At 73.0% G+C, this 19,864-nt stretch carries 15 protein-coding genes and 1 pseudogene; 13 read left to right on the top strand and 3 right to left on the bottom strand.

Translation table 11 applies throughout. The annotated features are described in order from the left end of the window. Positions 1-216 precede the first annotated feature (216 nt). The 10 genes from ACWDS7_RS32895 to ACWDS7_RS32940 all read left to right on the top strand — a co-directional run bounded on the left by ACWDS7_RS32895 (position 217) and on the right by ACWDS7_RS32940 (position 13,098). The gene (locus ACWDS7_RS32895; RefSeq protein ID WP_451932426.1) at positions 217-831 is read left to right on the top strand and encodes an HAD family hydrolase; all 615 of its coding nucleotides are present in this window, start codon (positions 217-219) and stop codon (positions 829-831) included. An 86-nt stretch (positions 832-917) separates the two neighbouring features. Next, positions 918-1,727 carry an SAM-dependent methyltransferase gene (locus ACWDS7_RS32900; RefSeq protein WP_451932427.1) on the top strand — a complete coding sequence of 270 codons (810 nt, stop codon included), beginning with the start codon at positions 918-920 and terminating at the stop codon, positions 1,725-1,727. Between the two features lie 49 nt (positions 1,728-1,776). Beyond that, positions 1,777-2,418: a MerR family transcriptional regulator gene (locus ACWDS7_RS32905; RefSeq protein WP_451932428.1), complete on the top strand. Its 642-nt coding sequence runs from the start codon at positions 1,777-1,779 to the stop codon at positions 2,416-2,418. A gap of 259 nt (positions 2,419-2,677) precedes the next feature. Further along, complete coding sequence (gene glnII / locus ACWDS7_RS32910) at positions 2,678-3,691, top strand: glutamine synthetase (protein ID WP_451932429.1); 1,014 nt, start codon at positions 2,678-2,680, stop codon at positions 3,689-3,691. Between the two features lie 114 nt (positions 3,692-3,805). Continuing rightward, positions 3,806-4,414 carry a TetR/AcrR family transcriptional regulator gene (locus ACWDS7_RS32915; RefSeq protein ID WP_451932430.1) on the top strand — a complete coding sequence of 203 codons (609 nt, stop codon included), beginning with the start codon at positions 3,806-3,808 and terminating at the stop codon, positions 4,412-4,414. 51 nt (positions 4,415-4,465) lie between these two features. Next, positions 4,466-5,332 (top strand): TrmB family transcriptional regulator, encoded by an 867-nt coding sequence (locus tag ACWDS7_RS32920; RefSeq protein ID WP_451932431.1) that lies wholly within the window; start codon positions 4,466-4,468, stop codon positions 5,330-5,332. An 83-nt stretch (positions 5,333-5,415) separates the two neighbouring features. Continuing rightward, positions 5,416-7,062, top strand: a complete 1,647-nt coding sequence (locus ACWDS7_RS32925) for an FAD-dependent oxidoreductase (RefSeq protein WP_451932432.1) — start codon at positions 5,416-5,418, stop codon at positions 7,060-7,062. Then, positions 7,059-8,543: an ATP-binding protein gene (locus tag ACWDS7_RS32930; protein ID WP_451932433.1), complete on the top strand. Its 1,485-nt coding sequence runs from the start codon at positions 7,059-7,061 to the stop codon at positions 8,541-8,543. The genes ACWDS7_RS32925 and ACWDS7_RS32930 overlap by 4 nt, the downstream gene beginning before the upstream one ends. A gap of 74 nt (positions 8,544-8,617) precedes the next feature. After that, complete coding sequence (locus tag ACWDS7_RS32935) at positions 8,618-11,839, top strand: BTAD domain-containing putative transcriptional regulator (RefSeq protein WP_451932434.1); 3,222 nt, start codon at positions 8,618-8,620, stop codon at positions 11,837-11,839. Between the two features lie 56 nt (positions 11,840-11,895). Beyond that, a complete protein-coding gene (locus ACWDS7_RS32940) occupies positions 11,896-13,098 on the top strand; it encodes an FAD-dependent monooxygenase (protein WP_451932435.1) in 1,203 nt (400 codons plus the stop codon). A gap of 68 nt (positions 13,099-13,166) precedes the next feature. On the opposite strand, the gene ACWDS7_RS32945 is transcribed toward ACWDS7_RS32940, so the two are convergent. Together ACWDS7_RS32945 and ACWDS7_RS32950 are read right to left on the bottom strand one after the other, a co-directional pair. Further along, positions 13,167-14,423 carry an alpha/beta fold hydrolase gene (locus ACWDS7_RS32945; RefSeq protein ID WP_306856798.1) on the bottom strand — a complete coding sequence of 419 codons (1,257 nt, stop codon included), beginning with the start codon at positions 14,421-14,423 and terminating at the stop codon, positions 13,167-13,169. Positions 14,424-14,433: 10 nt separating this feature from the next. Further along, complete coding sequence (locus tag ACWDS7_RS32950; RefSeq protein ID WP_451932436.1) at positions 14,434-15,363, bottom strand: LysR family transcriptional regulator; 930 nt, start codon at positions 15,361-15,363, stop codon at positions 14,434-14,436. A gap of 191 nt (positions 15,364-15,554) precedes the next feature. On the opposite strand from ACWDS7_RS32950, the gene ACWDS7_RS32955 reads away from it, so the two are divergent. From ACWDS7_RS32955 to ACWDS7_RS32965, 3 genes are all read left to right on the top strand, one after another. Then, positions 15,555-16,862: a M64 family metallopeptidase gene (locus ACWDS7_RS32955; protein ID WP_451932437.1), complete on the top strand. Its 1,308-nt coding sequence runs from the start codon at positions 15,555-15,557 to the stop codon at positions 16,860-16,862. 93 nt (positions 16,863-16,955) lie between these two features. Then, positions 16,956-18,014 (top strand): LLM class flavin-dependent oxidoreductase, encoded by a 1,059-nt coding sequence (locus tag ACWDS7_RS32960; RefSeq protein WP_306856795.1) that lies wholly within the window; start codon positions 16,956-16,958, stop codon positions 18,012-18,014. A gap of 68 nt (positions 18,015-18,082) precedes the next feature. Beyond that, positions 18,083-19,609, top strand: a complete 1,527-nt coding sequence (locus ACWDS7_RS32965) for an AMP-binding protein (RefSeq protein ID WP_451932438.1) — start codon at positions 18,083-18,085, stop codon at positions 19,607-19,609. Positions 19,610-19,644: 35 nt separating this feature from the next. Here the strand turns inward: ACWDS7_RS32965 and ACWDS7_RS32970 are convergent. After that, positions 19,645-19,864: pseudogene (locus ACWDS7_RS32970) on the bottom strand (hypothetical protein); the annotation flags it as partial.

Here is a 19,864-nt window from a genome sequence, read left to right on the forward strand (position 1 = left end):
ATCTGCTCAGCATCCACCGGCTGCTGGCCTCCCCGACGCAGATCCAGCGGCGTCTCCGGGCGGGGCGGCGGGCCCGGACGGTCCCCGCCACCCGGCCGCCTCGGACCGCGGCCATCGCCCGTCACGCTAGCCCGCGCACGCTACTTAGGCAAGCGCTTGCTCGGTATAACGCGCGGTAGTCTTGCCCGAAGATCCACACCTACGCGTTAGGCGATCATGCTCGACCAACGACTCCGCCCCACCATGCCGTACGCCGCCCTCGTCTTCGACTGCGACGGCACCCTCGTCGACACCGCCTCCGCCAACGAGACCGCCTGGCGCGCGGCCCTGGCGGACTGGGAGGTGGAGCTCGACCCGGCATGGTACCGGGCCCGCACCGGCCTGTCCGGCGACCGCCTGCTGGCCGAGCTGGAGACCGAGACCGGCGCGGAGCTGGACTACCCGGCGGTCCGGGCGGCGGCGCTCGACGCCTACCAGTGGCTGATCCACACCGTCACCCCCCACCGGCCGGTCGCCGCGGTCGCCGAGGCGCACCGGGGCCGGGTGCCGATGGCGGTCGCCTCCGGAGGGGCCCGCCAGGCGGTGGAGGAGACCCTGCGCGCCACCGGCCTGCGCCCGCTCTTCGACGCCGTGGTGACCAGGGACGACGTCCGCTACGGCAAACCCGCCCCCGACGTCTACCTGCTGGCGGCCCGGCTTCTGGACGTCGCCCCGCACGCCTGCGTCGCCTACGAGGACACCGACGAGGGGGTGGCCGCCGCGCTCGCCGCGGGGATGGCGGTCATCGACGTCCGCCCCTCGCTCCAGGACGGAACGCGGGACGGAACATGAGCGGCCGTCAAGCGCAGTCGAAGATCGTCTAAAATCTCCGGTGAGCCTCGTCCGATCGAGGCGCGGTCGGGGCTGAGGAGATCGTGATGGCCGGGGAACAGGCGCCGCAGGGGATCGATCCCACGGTCCCGAGCGTGGCCCGCATGTACGACTACTACCTCGGCGGCAAGGACAACTTCGCCTCCGACCGCGCGGCGGCCGAGAAGTTCATCGAGATCGTCCCGGGCGTCCGGGAGATGGCCCAGGCCAACCGCGCCTTCCTCCGCCGGGCGGTGAGCGAGCTCGCCGCCCGGGGGGTCCGCCAGTTCCTCGACATCGGCTCCGGGCTGCCCACCCAGGAGAACGTCCACCAGGTGGTGCACCGGATCACCCCCGACGCCCGGGTGACCTACGTGGACAACGACCCGATCGTCCTGGCCCACGGCCGGGCCCTGCTGAGCGACAACCCCCACACCACCGTGATCCAGGCGGACATGCGCGAGCCGAAGGCCCTGCTCGACCACCCCGAGGTGCGCGCGAGCATCGACTTCGACGAGCCGGTGGCCGTGATCCTGCTGGCGATGCTGCACTTCGTCCCGGACGACGCCGTCGCCGACCAGATCATCGCCTCGGTGCGGGAGGTGCTGTCCCCCGGCAGCCACCTGGTGCTCTCCCACGCCTACGCCGGCCGGACCGGCGCGGAGACGCGCGCCAGGGCGGACGACGTCTACGGCTCCACCACCGCCGGGTCGATCACCTCACGCGGCCCCGCCGAGCTCGCCGCCTACCTGGACGGTCTGGACGTGCTGCCTCCCGGCGTCGTCCCCGTCGAGGCCTGGCGCCCGGAGTTCGACGAGGACGTCACCGTCGACTTCAGCCGGCCCAGCATCCTCGGCGCGGTCGCCAGGGTGCCCTGACCGGCACCGGCGGGCGAGACCCCGCATTGGTTAGCTGTACTATCCAATAATGCGGATATCCCAGCTCAGCGCCGCGTCGGGCGTCCCCATCCCCACGATCAAGTACTACCTGCGCGAGGGTCTGCTCCCCCCGGGCGAGCAGACCGCGGCGACCAGGGCGGAGTACGGCGAGAGCCATCTCCGCCGGCTACGGCTGATCCGCGCGCTGCTGGAGGTCGGGCGGCTGCCCATCGCGGCCATCCGCAAGGTGATCGCCGCCGTGGAGGACGAGAGCCTGGGCATGCACGAGGTGCTCGGCACCGCCCACTACGCCATCGCCCCCGCGGTCGAGTCCCACCAGGAGGACGAGGACTGGCGGCGCGCCCGCGCCGAGACCGACCGCCTGATCACCGACCTCGGCTGGCGGGTCCACCCCGAGGCCCCCACCCGCGTCGAGCTCGCCCAGGCCATCCTCACCCTCGACCAGCTCGGCATGCCCGCCACCGGTGAGGCCCTGCGCCCCTACGCCGAGGCCGCCGTCAACCTCGTCGTCGAGCACGAGATCGGCACCATCCCCCTCGACGGCCCCCGCGAGGCCGCGGTCGAGGCCCTGGTCGTCGGGACCGTCGTGCACGGCAGGGTCCTCGACGTCATGCGCCGCCTCGCCCACGAGTCCATCTCGGCACGTTTCTTCGGCATCTCGGAGGAGTGACGTCACGGCGGCGGAGAGCACTTAGGAGGGCTGACGTCACAGTGACGGAGAGCACCTCGGAGAGCCGGCGTAACAGTGACGGAGAGCACAGACCCGCAGCTCACAGCCCTGGAATCGCCCTGTGCAAACTTTCCGCAGGCTATCTGCCCAGCCGAACGGGCTTGAGTAACATCCTGTTCACATTCGGGCAACAGATGCGAAATCGCGACTTGCAACTCTTTGAGAGCAGCAGACCACTTTCTCCTCAAGGACTCCGCCGATGACCTTCAAGGCTGAATACATCTGGATCGACGGCACCGAGCCGACCGCCAAGCTCCGTTCGAAGACCAGGATCCTGGCCGACGGCGCCGAGCTCCCGCTCTGGGGCTTCGACGGGTCCAGCACCAACCAGGCCAACGGCGGTTCCTCCGACCGGGTGCTCAAGCCGGTGTTCACCTGTCCGGACCCGATCCGCGGCGGCAGCAACGTGCTGGTGCTCTGCGAGGTCCTCGACATCGACATGACCCCGCACTCCAGCAACACCCGCGCCGCCGCCGTCGCGGTGGCCGAGAGGTTCGCCGACCAGGAGTCGTGGTTCGGCATCGAGCAGGAGTACACCTTCTTCAAGGAGGGCCGCCCGCTCGGCTTCCCGATCGGCGGCTTCCCCGCCCCGCAGGGTGGTTACTACTGCGGCGTCGGCGCCGACGAGGTCTTCGGCCGCGAGGTCGTCGAGAAGCACCTCGACCTCTGCCTTGAGGCCGGTCTGGCGATCTCCGGCATCAACGCCGAGGTCATGCCCGGCCAGTGGGAGTTCCAGGTCGGCCCGGCGGGCCCGGTGGAGGTCGCCGACCACCTGTGGATCGCCCGGTGGCTGCTCTACCGCGTCGCCGAGGACTTCAACATCGCCGCCACGCTCGACGCCAAGCCGGTGAAGGGCGACTGGAACGGCGCGGGCGCGCACACCAACTTCTCCACCAAGGCGATGCGCGAGGGCTACGACCCGATCATCACCGCCTGCGAGGCGCTCGCCGTCAACGCCGAGGAGCACGTCAAGCACTACGGCGCCGGCATCGAGGAGCGTCTCACCGGTCACCACGAGACCGCCCCGTGGAACAAGTTCAGCTACGGCGTCTCCGACCGCGGCGCCTCGGTCCGCATCCCGTGGCAGGTCGAGGTGGACAAGAAGGGCTACATCGAGGACCGTCGCCCCAACGCCAACGTCGACCCCTACCTGGTGACCCGCCTCATGGTGGACACCTGCTGCTCCGCCCTGGAGAAGGCCGGCCAGGTCTGACCGGGCACGCGCGGCGGGCCGCGACCACCCTGCCGGGGGTGGTCGCGGCCCGCCGTTCTGTTGCCCCTACGACAAGACGATACGTTTCGACTCGCCTTTGGTATATTCGGCCGGGTGAAGACACCCAACCCGTCCCGCCGCAGCGAGCAGTCGCGCCGGGCCATCCTGAACGCCGCACTCGACCTGGTCGCCGAGGTCGGTTACGCCAAGCTGACCGTCGAGGCGATCGCGGCCCGCGCGGGCGTGGGCAAGCAGACGATCTACCGCTGGTGGCCGTCCAAGGGCGCGGTGCTCGTGGACGCGGTGCTCGCCCTCAGCGAGGACGAGGAGGGCGCCATCGCCCTGCCCGACACCGGTGACATCCGGGCCGATCTGCGGGGCGTGCTGCGGGCCATCGTCGACGAGTACAACGACCCCAAGATCGACACGATCACCCGGGCGCTGGCCGTCGAGTCGCTGACCGATCCCACGCTGAACACCCAGATCACCGGACGGGTCCTGGGACCGCTCCTGGAGGTCACCAAAGACCGGCTGCGCGCCGGGCAGCGGGCCGGGCAGGTGGCCGAGGGAGTGGACCTCGGCGTCGCCGTGGAGCTGCTGTACGCGCCGATCTACCACCGCTGGGTGCTGTGCACCAACCCCCTGACGCACGAGTACGCAGACACCGTCCTCGAACTCGCCCTCAAGGCCCTGAGCCCCGCGACGATAAATACCGTCGAATAAGGCGCTTTAGGGCCACGCGAAACTACCACCGCGCGCCGTACCATGACTGCGATGCGGGACGTAGTGGAACAGTTGCAGCGCCTGGGCATGTCGGGTTACGAGGCCAAGGCCTACGTGACGCTGGTCGGCTCCGGGCAGCCGCTCAACGGTTACGAGGTGGCCAAGCGGTCCGGCGTGCCGCGCAGCACGGTCTACGAGACGCTGGGCAAGCTGGTGGCCAAGGGCGCGGCCTACGAGGTGCGCGGGGCCGAGGACGCCACCGACTACCTGCCGCTGCCGCCCCGGTCGCTGCTGGAACGCATGCGCCGGGAGTTCGACGACTCGATCGAGTCACTGCAGGCCGCGCTGCCCACGATCGTGGCGCCGCCCGAGGCCCACCTCATCCACAACCTCAAGGACGCCGAGGCGCTGCTCGCCCGGGCCGAGGACGTGCTGGCCGCCGCACGCACCGACCTGTTCCTGTCGATCTGGCCGGAGGAGATGAAGCGGCTCTCCCCGCTGGTCAGGCGGGCGGTCGAGCGTGGCGTCGACGCCTCGGTGATGCATTTCGGCCCCGCCGAGGAGGCGGTCGGACACCTGTACGAGCACCGGTTCTCCTCCCCCGAGGTGATCATGGAGAGCCTGGGCTGCCGCCTCCTGGTCGTCGCCGGCGACCGCCGCGAGGCCCTGGTCGGCGGGTTCGTCGACGGCTCGGCCTGGGGCGTCTACACCGAGGACCCCGCCGTGGTCCTGATGGCGGTGGAATACATCAGGCACGACATCGCCCTGCAGATCATCGCCGACCGGGTCGGGCACGAGTCGCTGCGCGAGTTCTGGACCAGCGACCCGGAGTTCACGCGTCTGCGCGCCGGCCGAGGACGGCCGGCCGCCCTGCTCCGCGCCGCCGGATGCCCCGCCCCCGAGCTCCCGCCGAGGTGATCCCTCATGGGGGGATGTGACATCCTTCGAGGTAGGTTGTCGTAATTTTCCGGGGAAGGCAGGTCATGGATAAGCCGGTCATCATGACGGTCGATGACGATCCAGGCGTCTCGCGTTCTGTGGCACGCGACCTGCGACGCCGTTACGGCCATTCCTACCGCATCGTCCGGGCCGACACCGCGCTCGCCGGGATGGAGAGCGTCCGCGAGCTCCGGCTGCGCGGCGACGACGTCGCGGCGATCCTCGCCGACTACCGGATGCCCCAGATGAACGGCGTGGAGTTCCTGGAGCAGGCCATGGACCTGTATCCGTACGCCCGCCGGGTGCTGCTGACCGCCTACGCCGACACCGACGCGGCGATCCAGGCGATCAACGTGGTGGATCTCGACCACTACATGCTCAAGCCGTGGGACCCGCCGGAGGAGAAGTTCTACCCGGTCCTCGACGCCCTCCTCGACGCCTGGCACCGGGCCGAGCGGCGCGAGTCCGACGAGCTGCGGGTGGTGGGCGCCCGCTGGTCGGCCCGCTCCTACAAGATCCGCGACTTCCTGTCCCGCAACCAGGTGCCCTACCGCTGGGTGCTGGCCGACGACCCCGAGGGCGCGCAGCTGCTGGCCGCCGCCGGCGAGGAGTGCGAGATCAGCCCGGCCAAGCTGCCGCTGGTCATCACCTCCGACGGCACCACGCTCACCGCCCCCACCACCGCCGAGCTGGCCGGGGCGGTGGGCCTGTCCACCGCCCCGGCCACCGACTTCTACGACCTGATCGTCATCGGCGGCGGCCCCGGCGGGCTGGGCGCGGCCGTCTACGGGGCCTCGGAGGGGCTGCGCACCGTGATGGTCGAGCAGCACGCCTCCGGCGGGCAGGCCGGGCAGAGCTCCCGCATCGAGAACTACCTGGGCTTCCCCGACGGCGTCTCCGGCTCCCAGCTCGCCGACCGCGCCCGCCGCCAGGCGCTGAAGTTCGGCGCGGAGCTGCTCACCGCCCGCACCGTCACCAGCCTGGAGGTCAAGGGCCAGGCCCGGGTGGTCGGCTTCGCCGACGGCAGCAGCATCGCCGCGCACACCGTGATCCTGGCCACCGGCGTCTCCTACCGGCGGCTGGCGGCCCCGGGCCTGGACGACTTCGTGGGCCGGGGCACCTACTACGGCGCGGCCGTGACCGAGGCGCCCGAGTGCAGGGATCGCGAGGTCTACATCGTCGGCGCGGCCAACTCGGCCGGGCAGGGCGCGGTCTACCTGTCGGGATACGCCAGCAAGGTCCACCTGATCGTCCGGAGCGACGGGCTGGAGAAGTCCATGTCGCACTACCTGATCGAGCAGATCTCGAACATCTCCAACATCGAGGTGCACACCGAGACCGAGGTGGTGGGCGCGGAGGGCGACGACCATCTGGAACGGCTCACGCTGAAGGGCCCGGACGGCGAGCGGACGGTCGAGGCCGAGTGGCTGTTCGTCTTCATCGGCGCCGAACCGCTCACCGACTGGCTCGGCGACACGATCGAGCGCGACGCCAAGGGCTTCGTCCTGACCGGGCCCGACCTGACCTCCGCCGAGAGCCGTCCCCGCAACTGGCCGCTCCGGCGCGAGCCGTACCACCTGGAGACCAACGTGCCCGGGGTCTTCGCCGCCGGGGACGTCCGCGCCGACTCGATCAAGCGGGTCGCCTCCGCGGTCGGCGAGGGGGCGATGGCCGTGGCGCTCGTCCACCGTTACCTGGAGAAGGCATGACCGGACGGGCCGAGCGCCCCATCGTGGGCTGCGACTGGACCATGGGCGACGAAGGAGGCCAGATGATCAGCACGGACGTCCTCCGTGGACTGTTCCTCTTCGAGAAGCTCGACGACGAGAAGCTGGAGTGGCTGGCCTCCCACGGCGAGGAGCGCGAGTTCGGCGCCGGCGAGCCGATCATCCGGCAGGGCGACCCGGCCGAGTGCTTCCTGGTGCTCATCGACGGCGAGATCGTCATGTCCACCGAGACCCCCGCCGGGGTGGTCACCATGACCCCCACCTCGCAGCCCGGGGTCTACGCCGGAGCGACCTCCGCCTACCTGGGCGACCGCGCCCCGGCCACCTACTCCCACTCGCTGCGCGCGACCAAGCCCTCACGGGTCTTCGCGCTCCCGGCCAAGAAGTACGGCCTGATGATCGGCGAGTGGTTCCCGATGGCGGTCCACCTGCTCGACGGGGTGCGCCTCGGCGGGCTCGCCCAGCGGGAGATCATCGACCGGCGGCAGCGGCTGACCGCGCTCGGCACCATCACCGCCGGGCTCACCCACGAGCTCAACAACCCGGCGGCGGCGGCCGTGCGGGCCGTGGGCGAGCTGCGGGGCAAGATCCGGCTGTCGCGGCGGCAGCTCGCCGGGCTGACCGAGGCCGGCATCTCGGCCGACCGGCTGCGCGGGCTGATCGACATGCAGGAGAGCTGCACCGACAGGGCCGGGAACCCGCCCGCCCGCTCCCCGCTGGAGATCTCCGACGCCGAGGAGGAGCTGGGCGACGCGCTGGAGGAGGCCGGGGTGGACGACGGCTGGGAGCTCGCGCCGCCGCTGGTGGCCGCCGGCTTCGGCCCCGGCGGGCTGGAGAAGGTCCGCGGCGCGGTCGGCGACGAGCACCTGTCCGGGGCGATGCACTGGCTCGCCGAGGCCATCGAGATCAACCAGATGCTGAACGAGGTGACCGACGCGACCGAGCGGATCTCCTCGCTGCTCGCCTCCGCCAAGCAGTACTCCCAGATGGACCGCGCGCCCTACCAGACGGTCGACGTCCGGGAGCTGCTGGACAGCACGCTCACCATGTTCCGGGGCAAGATCCCGCCCGGGATCAGCGTGGCCACCGACTACGACCCCGGGCTGCCGCCGCTGCCCGGCTACGCCGGAGAGCTCAACCAGGTGTGGACCAACCTGATCCACAACGCGCTGGACGCGATGGCCGGCAGCGGCACGCTGACCGTCCGCACCCGCCTGGAGCACGACACCACCGCCCTGATCGAGATCTGCGACACCGGCCCCGGGGTCCCCGAGGAGCTGCGGGAGCGGATCTTCGAGCCGTTCTTCACCACCAAGGCCGTCGGTGAGGGCACCGGGCTGGGCCTGGACATCTCCTTCCGCATCGTCGCCGGCCGGCACGGCGGCGACCTGCGCGTGGAGTCGGTGCCCGGCGACACCCGTTTCCAGGTACGGCTGCCGCTGACCGAGCTCCCCGCCCCCTGAGCGGGCCGCGTCACGCGCCCGGCTCCCCCGGCCCCCGCTCCCGCCTGCCTGGCGGGAGGTAGACAATCGTCCCCATGCGATTCGGGATCCTGGGCACCACGCGGGCATGGGGGGACGACGGGAGCGAGGTGCCCGTCGGCGGGCCGACCCGCCGCGCGCTGCTGGCCCTGCTGCTCGCCCGCCCCGGTGAGGTGGTGACGGCCGACAGCCTGGTCGACGACCTCTACGGGGCGCGGCCGCCGGGCGGGGCGGGCCACGCGCTGCAGTCGCAGGTGTCCCGGCTACGCCGGGACCTGGGGCGGGAGGCCGCGATCGAACCCGTCCGCGCGGGCTACCGGCTCGCGGTCGACCCGGACGACGTCGACGCCCACCGCTTCGAACAGCTGGCGGAGGAGGGACGGCGGGCGCTGGAGGACGGGGACCCGGAGCGGGCGGCCACGCGCCTGCGGGCGGCCCTCGACCTGTGGCGGGGCCCCGCGCTCGCCGACGCCGCGGACGCCGGCTCCGTCCAGACGCGGATCCTGCGGCTGGAGGAGTTGCGGGTCGAGGCCCTGGAGGACCGGATCGAGGCGGACCTCCGGCGGGGCGGGCACCGGGCCGTCGTGCCCGAGCTGCGGGAGCTGGTCGGCCGTCACCCTCTCCGGGAGAGGCTGCACGGCCTCCTCATACGCGCGCTGCAGGCCGGCGGCAGGCAGGCCGAGGCCCTGGCCGCCTTCGAGGAGGCACGGCGGATCCTGGCCGAGGAGCTCGGCGCGGACCCCTCGGCCGGGCTCGCCGCGCTCCACCGGGCGCTGCTGCGGGGCGAGGGGCCGCCCGTGGCTCCCGGGCCCGCCTCCGGCACGCTCCCGGCGCAGCTGACGAGCTTCGTCGGCCGTGCCGAGGACGTGGCCAGGGTCACCGAACTGCTCGGCACCGCACGCCTGGTCACCCTGCTCGGCCCGGGCGGCGCGGGCAAGACCCGGCTGTCGATCGAGGTCGCCGCCCGCCGGCCCGACGTGTGCCTCGTCGAGCTCGCGCCGCTGCGCGACGGGCCGGACCCGGCGCAGGCCGTGCTCGGCGCGCTCGGCCTGCGCGAGAGCGGGCGCCTGACCGGACCGGCCGAGACGGCGCCCGTCTCCCGGCTGATCGCGGCGCTGGCCGACCGGCCGCTGCTGCTCGTCCTCGACAACTGCGAGCACCTCGTGGAGGCGGTCGCGGCACTGGCCGGGCGGCTGCTCGCGGGCTGCCCGGAGCTGCGCATCCTGGCCACGAGCCGGGAGCCGCTCGCCATCACCGGCGAGCACCTGTGGCCGGTCCGCCCGCTCCGCCCGGCCCCGGCCGCCCGGCTCTTCGCCGACCGGGCGAGCGCCGTACGGCCGGGCTTCGTCATGGACGAGGCCGCCACCGGGGCCGTGCGGCGGATCTGCCAGGCGCTCGACGGCCTGCCGCTGGCCATCGAGCTCGCGGCGGCGAGAATGCGCACGCACGACCTCGCGGAGCTCGCCTCCCGCCTGGACGACCGCTTCCGCCTGCTGTCGCGGGGCAGCCGTACGGCCGAGGCCAGGCACCGGACGTTGCGCGCGGTCGTGGCGTGGAGCTGGGACCTGCTGTCGGAGGCCGAGCAGACGGTGGCCAGGCGCCTGACGGTCTTCTCCGGCGGCGCGGCCGCCGAGGCGGTGGCGCGGGTGTGCGGGGTGCCCGGCGCCGAGGACATGCTGGACTCCCTCGCCGACAAGTCGCTGCTGGAGGTCAGTGGCGGCCGCTACCGCATGCTGGAGACGGTCCGCGCCTTCTGCGCCGAGCGGCTGGGCGCGGCCGGCGAGACCGCCGCGCTGCGGCGCGCGCACGCCGAGCACTTCCTGGAGCTGGCCCGGACCGCCGACCCCCACCTGCGCCGCGCCGGACAGCTGGAGTGGCTGGGGATCCTGACCGCCGAGCACGAGAACCTCCAGGCCGCGCTGCGCTGGGCCGTGGAGACCCGGGAGGTCGAGTTCGCGCTGCGGCTGCTGGCCTCCCTGTCGTCCTACCTGTGGATGCGCGGCATGCGCGCCTCGGCGACGGCGCAGGCGGTCGCGCTGCTGGACGTGATCGGCGACGGCCCGCCCCCGGGACTCGAGGACGAATACATCCTGTGCGTCCTGGCCGCGGCGGCGGGCGAGACCGGCCAGGAGGCGTGGGAGCGCCACCGGCGGACGGCGGAGTCGATCGTCGCCGCCCTGGACCGCCCGCACCGCCACCCGATCCTCACATTCCTCTGGCTGATGATCAACGCGGGTGCGGGGGATCCCCGGGTCGCGCTCTCGGTGATCGACCGCGGCCGGACCGGGTCCGACCCGTGGGAGCTGGCCATCGTCCACCTCCTGTGGGGATATCCGCAGCTCGCCGCCGGGGACCCGGGGCAGGCCGAGCACGAGTTCGCGCTGGCCGCCGACGCCTTCCGCGCGCTCGGCGACCGGTGGGGGACGGCGCTGGCCCTGGACGCGCTGGCCGGCCTGGCGGCCATGTGCGGCGACGCCGCGAGGGCGATCGTCCTGATCGAGGAGGCCCTCGCCCTCACCGAGCAGCTCGGCACGGTCGAGGACCTCCCCGACCTGCTCTGCAACCGGGGCGACTACCTTGTCCGCGCCGCACGGACCGGGCAGGGCGGTCCGGGTCCGGCGGATCCCGGCATCGCGGCGGCGCGCGCCGACTACGAGCGGGCGGCCGAGGTCGCGCGCCGGGTGGGCAGTCCCACCTATCTGGCCGGGGCGCTGCGCGGGCTCGGCGACATCGCGCGGATGGAGGGCGACCTGGACGGGGCGCGCCGGCTGTACGAGCAGGCGCTGGAGCGGTTCGAGACCCGCTGGGTGCGGAGCGCCGGGAACCGGACGGGCGCCCTGTTCGGGCTCGGGAGGGTCGCCGAGGCCACTGGCGACCTGGACGGGGCCCGGTCGCTGCACCGGCAGGCCGCCGAGGTCGCGGCGCGGTCGGGGGCGATCGTCGAGAGCGCCCGCCCGGTGGAGGCCCTGGCGGGGATCGCGCTGCTGGAGGGCGACGCGGCGGAGGCGGCCCTGCTGCTCGGCGCGGCCGCCGGCCTACGGGGGATCATCACCGAGGACGGCCCCGAGGTCTCGCGCACGGCCGCCGCCGCGCGGGCCGCCCTGGGCGAGGAGACCTACGGGGCCACCCACCTCCGGGGCGTGCGGCTGGCCCCGGAGGACGCGCTCCGCCTGGCCGGCGTGCCCGAGCCCGCCATCCAGGCGTCACCGATCAACTCCATGGCCGGCCTCGGCACGGTCCCCGGCACTGATCCGGCAAGCGCCGGTGAGCGCCGGTGAGCGCCGGTGAGCACGTGGTGAGCCGGTGGTGAGCGCCTCCGGACATGCTCTCGGGCATGACCACAGCACCGCGGCTCAAGAACAAGAACATCCTGATCTCCGGGGCGGGCGTCGCCGGCCCGGCGCTGGCCTACTGGCTGAGCCACCACGGCTTCACCCCCACGGTGGTGGAGCGGGCCCCCGCCCTGCGCGACGGCGGCTACGCGGTCGACTTCCGCGGCCAGGCGCACCTCACCGTGCTGAGGCGGATGGGGATCCTGGACGACGTCCAGCGGGCGCAGACGGGCATGGGCGCGATGTCCTACGTCAACAGCGCGGGCAGGAGGATCGCCAGCATGCCCGCCGACGTCTTCAGCGGGGACGTCGAGATCCTCCGGGGCGACCTGGCCCGCATCCTCCACGAGGCCACCGAGGACCGCGCCGAATACGTCTTCGACGACTCGATCACCTCCATGACCGACGGACCCGGCGGCGTCCAGGTCACCTTCGAGCGGGCCGCGCCCCGTGAGTTCGACCTGGTGGTGGGGGCCGACGGGCTGCACTCCAAGGTCCGGGAGCTCGCCTTCGGGCCGGAGTCGGGGTCCGTGACGGACCTGGGCCTGTACTGCGCGATCTTCACCACCGCCAACCACCTGGGACTGGACCACACGGGGCTGATCTACAACACCCCCGGCAGGCTCGTGTCGATGTACAGCGCCCGGCACAACACCGAGGCCAGGGCCTTGTTCTACTTCGGCTCGCCGCCGCTGAGCTACGACCGCCGCGACACCGGGCAGCAGAAGAAGATCCTCGCCGAGGCGTTCGCCGGGGTCGGCTGGGAGGCTCCCCGGCTGCTGGAGGCCATGGCCGACGCGCCGGACTTCTACTTCGACTCCACCAGCCAGGTCCGCCTGGACCGCTGGTCACGGGGCCGGACCGTCCTGCTCGGGGACGCCGGCTACTGCGCCTCGCCGCTGTCGGGCATGGGCACCGGCCAGGCCATGGTCGGGGCCTACGTCCTCGCCGGAGAGCTGGCGGCCGCCGGCGGCGACCACCGGGCGGGCTTCGCCGGCTACGAGGAGGCCATGCGCGGCTACGTCGCGGGGTGCCAGAAGTCGGGCGAGGGCGTGAGCAAGTGGATGGTCCCCGAGAGCCGGTTCATGGCCTGGTTCCTCAACCAGAACTACAAGCTCATGCCCTACCTTCCCGGGAAAGGGCTGATCGCCAAGAGTGCCCGGAAGACGGCGAGCGCCATCACCCTGAAGGACTACGGGCGCTGACCCGCGTCCCCCGTCAGCCGCCGCGGCTCGGGTGAGCCGGGCCCGGCACCCGGCTCACCCCGGGTCCCTCAGCCGTGGACGCCGTCGAGCATGTCCATCAGGCGGGCCAGCACCCGGCCGCCGGAGACGCGGACGCCGTCGTGCTCCCACTCGTTGGTCACCCAGGTCCGCACGTTGCCGACCGCGCGGGCGGTCCGCGTCGACAGGCTCTCGTCGACGTACATGTCGTCGTAGTAGACGGCGGCGGCCACCGGGACCTGGTTGGCGGCCAGCCGTACCGGGTCGTAGAGGGCGGGCCAGTCGGAGGCCGCGGCGAGGATCTCGGCGGCGCCCTTGAACGGGCGGAGGGCGGCGATCTCGTCGAACATCCAGGGGTAGATCATCTCCCCGGTGGGCAGCAGCGGCTCGGCCTCCTCCCCGAACTCCCCCGGCAGCAGCCGGTGCGCCGCCCAGGCGGTGGCGGCGCCCTGGGCGTAGATCGACTCGTGCAGGACCGCGTAGAGCGGGTTGCCGACGAAGCCGGTGGCCATCATGACCTCGTAGCGGAACAGGTCGGAGAGCCGCTCGCCGTTCCAGGCCTCCTCCAGCACCCAGTGCAGGTATTCGGCGCCGTCGCTCATCCCCAGGCACAGGCCCAGGGTCTGCAGGCGGCGCACGGTCAGCACGTCGCCGTCGGGGAGCAGGACCTCCTCGCGGCGCAGGTGGCCGGCGATCGCGTCCAGGCGGGCGGAGTCGCCGGGGTAGCGGGCGAAGTAGCGGTCCACCTTGTCGCGGACCCGGGGATACGTGCGGGAGTAGACGTCGTCGGCGGTGGCGTCGAGCCCGGCCAGGCCGCCGGTCACGTAGCAGGACCGCAGGCCCTCGGGGGCCTGGGAGAGGTAGGTCAGCGTGATGAACCCGCCGTAGCTCTGGCCGAGGGTCTCCCACGGCCGGTCGCCGCAGAGCCGGCGCCGGATCAGCTCGGCGTCGGCCACGATGGCGTCGGCGCGGAAGTGCCGGAGCCGGGCGGCGAGCTCGGCGTCGGTCCCGGTGACCGTCCCGGCGGTGACCGGGGTGCTGCGGCCGGTCCCCCGCTGGTCGAGCAGGAGCACCCGGTGGGTCTTCAGCGCGTGTCCCAGCCAGCCGTCCGCCGCGGTCGGCCTCGGCGACCTGCCGCCGGGGCCGCCCTGCAGGAAGACCAGCCACGGCAGGTCCTGGTCCTGCTTGGCGGGGTCCACCGCCTCGCGGGCGAAGACCTCGATCGTGGGGCCGCCGGGGTCGGCGTGGTCGAGGGGGACGGTGAAAACGTGGTCGGTGAGCGCCACACCGGGCAGAAGGACAGTCACCCGGGGAACGTTACCGGCTGTGCCATTGCCGATATCCCGGGCGCCCCCGGGCGTGGTCGGCGAACACCCTCGCCGCCAGATCCCGTACGGCGGGCACATGGGCGGCCAGGGCGCCCCGCGGATGCCACACCAGCAGGTGCCGCATCACCAGCGGGTCACCGCGGAGCGGGCGGATGACCAGCCCGTCGCTCTCGGCGAAGGTGGCCCGGCAGGGCGCGATGGCCCGGCCGGAGACGACGATCTCCCTGATGGTCCAGGCGTCCGCCGCCTGGTGCGGCGCGCGGGGGGTGAAACCGGCCTGGTGGCAGGCCGTGCGGAAGCACTCGGGCCAGCCGCCCCCGTCGGAGGGCGACAGCACCCACGCCTCCGCCGCGAGGTCGGCCAGGTCGAGCTCGGGGCGGCCGGCCAGCGGGTGGGCGCCGGCCAGCGCCACGTACACGGGCTCGGCGGCGACCTGCTCCTGGCGGAGCGGCGGGGCCGGGCGCAGCTCGTGGCCGACGTAGTCGACGACCACGGCGGCGTCCAGGCGCCGGGCCGCGACCAGGTCGCACAGCAGGCGCGGAGCCGCCTCGGCGTAGGAGGTGACCTCCCGGCCGCCGAGCAGGTCGCCGAGCCGGTCGACCAGGCCGACCAGGATCGGCCCGTCGACCCCGCCGAGCCGTACCGGGCCGTCGGCGGGGCGGGAGGCGGCGCCGAGCAGCAGCTCGTCCATGCCGCTCAGCACGGTGCGGGCCCGGGCGAGCACGTAGTCGCCGAGCGGGGTGGGGCGGGCGCCGTGGCGGTCGCGGTCGAAGAGCCTGCCGCCCAGAGCCCGCTCGATCCGCTGGAGCTGCGCCGAGAGCGCGGGCTGGGTGGTGCCCAGGAGCGCCGCGGCCCGGGTCAGGCTGCCGGTGTCCGAGATGGCGCACAGGACGCGCAGGTGCCGTAGTTCCAGGCTCACCGGACGAGCGTATGCCCCCCATCCCACTTTCCATCACTGCGAGGTGATGGATCCCCTCTGGCCTGCGCGCATGCGCTCTCCCCCGGTTCCGGCGGGCCGTCTTGTCACCTCCGCGTGATCGGGGCGTTACCGGTGGGCGTCGAAGATCAGCGCACCTCATGACATTTCCGAAAGTCCGGAAAGGAAGTTCTGTGCGCCGAATCCCCCTGCTGGCCACGGCGGCCGTGGCCACCGCCTGCGCGGCCGCCCTGGCCGCCGCGCCCGCCCTGGCCGCCGCGCCCGCCCCCTCCCCCACCGCGGCGACCGCGCTCCCGGCGGGTGCCGCGGGTCCGGCCAGGCCGGTCGAGGTCTTCGCCGAGGACGGCACCATCACCCGCGCCGAGGTGCCCGCCTCCGCCGGGCCCAGGGCCCGTTCCCTGGCCGCGCCCGCCGCCGAGGTCACCCCTGTCGAGGTCAACGGGCCGAGCGAGGACCGGATCGACCTGGTCTTCCTCGGTGACGGCTACACCGAGGCCGAGCTCGGTCTCTACGGCGACCAGGTCGCCGCCAAGTGGGCGCTGCTGTCCAACCGCGAGCCCTTCAAGAGCTACCGCCGGCTGTTCAACGTCTGGCGGGTCGACATCCCCTCGCCCGTCTCCGGCGTGAGCGGCGACCCCGCCCGCGACGTGGTCAGGGACACCCCGCTCGGGATGACCTTCTGGTGCGACGGCCTGGAGCGGCTGCTCTGCGTGGACGAGGACCGCGCGAAGTCCTACGCGGCGCTGGCGCCGGGCGTGGACCAGATCGCGGCGATCGCCAACTCCGCCAAGTACGGCGGCGCGGGATACACCGACGAGGAGATGGCGACCTTCTCCGGCGGCAACGAGCGCGCCGGAGAGGTCCTGCCGCACGAGCTCGGCCACTCCCTGGGCGACCTGGCCGACGAGTACGACTACTACGCCTACCCGGGCGACGGCAGCCGCTACGACGGCCCCGAGTTCTCCGAGGTCAACGTCAGCGTCCGCGACGCCGGGCGGATGCGGGCCGAGCGGGCCAAGTGGTGGTACTGGCTCGGCGCCCCCAGCCCCGACGGCGACGTCGTCGGCGCCTACGAGGGCGGCTACTACACGCAGTACGGCGTCTACCGGCCCACCCCCAACTCGCTGATGAAGTCGCTGGGCCGGGAGTTCAACTCGGTCGGCCGGGAGAAGATGATCCAGTCGTTCTACACGATCGCCCGGCCGATCGACTCCCACACGCCCAACGGGCGGCCGGTGGAGCGCGGGGCGACGCTCTCGGTGACGCCCGCCCCGGTCCCGACGCTGTCGATCCGCTGGTACCGCGACGGCAGGGAGCACCGCCCCTGGCGGGGCCGCACCTCGGTGGAGGTCATCGGCATGGGCGACGGCGGCACCGTCACCGCGGTCGTCTCCGACGGGACCGCCGATGTGCGCGACCCGGGCTACCGCGAGAAGTTCCTGACGCAGTCGGTCGCCTGGACCGTCCGCGGCAACCACTGATACGCTCGCCCAAGCGAGCGCTTGGTTACGTGCCGCCGGCCGTACCCGGAGCGCGGAACGGGACACACGGAGACGACCCCCAAGGGACAGCCGATGAAGTTCTCGACCTTCCACCTCTTCCACCGGTTCGACGGCCAGAGCTTCAAGGACGTCTACGACTACCACCTTGAGCTGGTCGAGCTCGCCGAGGAGCTGGGATTCTCCGGGGTACGGCTGGCCGAGCACCACTTCCGCGACTACGGCGTGGTGCCCAACCTGTTCACGATGCTGGCCAACCTGGCCGCGCGCACCGAGAGGCTGCGGCTGGGCACCGGCATCGTGGTCCTCCCCCTGCACAACCCCATCCACGTCGCCGAGGAGGCGGCCATGGTGGACATGCTCTCCGGCGGGCGGCTGGACCTGGGCATCGGGCGCGGCTACCAGAGCTTCGAGTTCGAGGGCTTCGGCATCGACCTGGCCGAGGCCCGCGACCGGTTCAACGAGGCCCTGGAGGTCGTCCTCGGCCTCTGGGGCAGCCCGTCCTTCCGGCACGAGGGCAAGTTCTACCGGACCGGCACCGAGGTGGAGCTCGTCCCCCGGCCGGTCCAGCACCCGTTCCCGCCCATCCACGTGGCGGCCGTCTCCCCCGAGACCGTGACCATGTACGCCGAGCGGGGCCTGCCGATCCTGGCCGACCCGGCGGCGCCCTTCCGCAAGGTGGTCCGGGCCGCCGAGACCTGGCGGGAGACCGCGGCGGAGGCCGGGCACGACGTGACCGCCGCGGAGCTGGTGGTCGCCCGCAGCGTCTACGTCGCCGCGACGGCCGAGCGGGCCCGCGAGGACCAGGCCAGGTTCGAGGCGATGTTCGACCGGAGCCGGATCTTCAACGAGCGGAGCGCGCCGATCGACCCCCGGACCGGCAGGGCCGCCCAGGGGTTCGAGTACTACCAGGACCGCTACCTCAAGGGCGGCTCGGTCTCCAACGACTTCCGCTGGGAGCAGCTGGAGGTCATCGGCGACCCCGAGCGGGTGGTCGGCCAGATCCGGCTGCTCGAGGCGGCCGGGTTCGCCGACCTGCTCTGCGACTTCGGCAGCACCAGGCCGATGCCGCTGGAGGAGATGAAGAAGGTCATGCGGTTCTTCGCCGCCGAGGTCATGCCGGCTTTCGAGTGATCCGTCCCGTACGGCGCGCACCGGCCGCAGGCGGAGGCGCGGGCCGTACGCCCCCCGCAGGAGGCGCGATGATCGACCAGTTGACCCTGTCCGACGTCCTCGCCGAGCACGCCCGCAGCCGTCCCACGGTGACGGCGGTCGTGGACGGCGAGGTCCGGCTCACCTACCCCGAACTCGACGAGCGGGTCACCCGCCTGGCGGACGCGCTGGCCGCCCGGGGGGTCACCGCCGGGGAGCGGGTGCTGTGGCTCGGCCGCAACAGCCACGTGGTGCTGGAGCTGCTGCTCGCCTCGTCCCGGCTCGGCGCGATCTTCTGCCCGGCCAACTGGCGGCAGTCCACCGACGAGCTGTCCTTCGTCGTGGCCGACCTCACCCCGAAAGTCGTCGTCTGGGAGCGGTCCGAGGCCGCCGCCCCGCTGAGTGGTGACGGCTGGATCCTGGCCGGCGCCGGCTACGAGGCGTTCCTGTCCGGCGGGTCGGCCGCCTCCCGCCCGGAGGGGCACCCCGGCGGGCCGGCGGGCGGGTCCGCCCAGGCGCCGGGGCCCGGCGACGACTCGGCCCCGCTGCTCGCCCTCTACACCGCCGCCTTCGACGGCCGCCCGAACGCGGCCCTGCTCAGCAGCGCCGCGCTGGTCGCGCACAGCACCGCGCTGCTGGTGGTCCGCCGGATGGAGGACGGCTTCACCTTCCTCAACAGCGGGCCGCTGTTCCACGTGGGCACGATGATGTTCTGCCTGGCCACCCTGCAGATCGGCGGGACGAACGTGTTCACCCCGGCGTTCGACGCCGAGGAGGTCTGCCGCCTGGTCGACGCCGAGCGGGTCACCCAGGCGTTCCTGTTCGGCCAGATGATCGACGCGGTGACGGAGGCGAACAGGGACGGCAAATACGACCTGACGTCGCTCCGCTTCATCTCCCACTCCGCCGAATGGGACGGGATGACGACGGTGGACGACTCCCCCTGGTGCCGGTCGAAGATGGGCGGCTACGGCCAGACCGAGGTGGGCGGCATGCTGACCTTCCTCGGCCTGGCCCCGGGCGCCGCCGGGCCCGCCGGACGGCCCTCGCCGCTGGTCCAGGTCCGCCTGCTCGCCCCCGACGGGGACGAGGTGCCGGCCGGGGAGGTGGGCGAGATCTGCGCCCGCGGCAAGTCGCTCTTCTCCGGATACTTCAACAGGCCCGAGCTCAACGCGGCCAAGACGCGCGGCGGCTGGCACCACACCGGCGACCTCGGCCGCCGCGAGCCCGACGGCACGATCACCTTCGTCGGCCCCATGCTCCGCATGATCAAGTCCGGCAACGAGAACATCTACCCCGCCGAGGTCGAGCGGGTGCTGAAGACCCACCCCGCCGTCGCCGACGCCGCCGTCATCGGCGTCCCCGACGAGCGGTGGCGGCAGGCCGTGAAGGCCGTCGTGGCCCTGCGGGGCGAGGCCACGGCCGAGGAGATCGTCGAGCACGTCCGCGCCCGGCTCGCCCCGTACAAGAAGCCCAAGCACGTCGACTTCGTCGAGGCCATCCCCAAGAAGGGCTTCACCCCCGACTACGACGCCCTCGACGCCGCCCACGGCGGGGGCGGCTACCCCGGGTCCTGACCGCCCCGCCGGCCGCCCCGCGGGTCCCGGGGCGGTCACGGGAGCAGCAGCCCCCAGTAGAGCGCCCACGGGACGAACACCGTCCCACCGGCGAGCAGGAGGCCGAGCCGTACCCGCTCCCCCCGCGGCGCGGAGCCCCGGGCACGGCGCCAGGCCAGCGCGGTGCCGGCCGTGGCGACCACCGAGACCACCGCGAGGGCCTGCAGCGCCATCACCCGCCCCACCCCATCCGGGCCGGTGTAACGAGCCTGGAAC

It is taken from the genome of Streptosporangium sp. NPDC003464 (genome assembly GCF_053588315.1).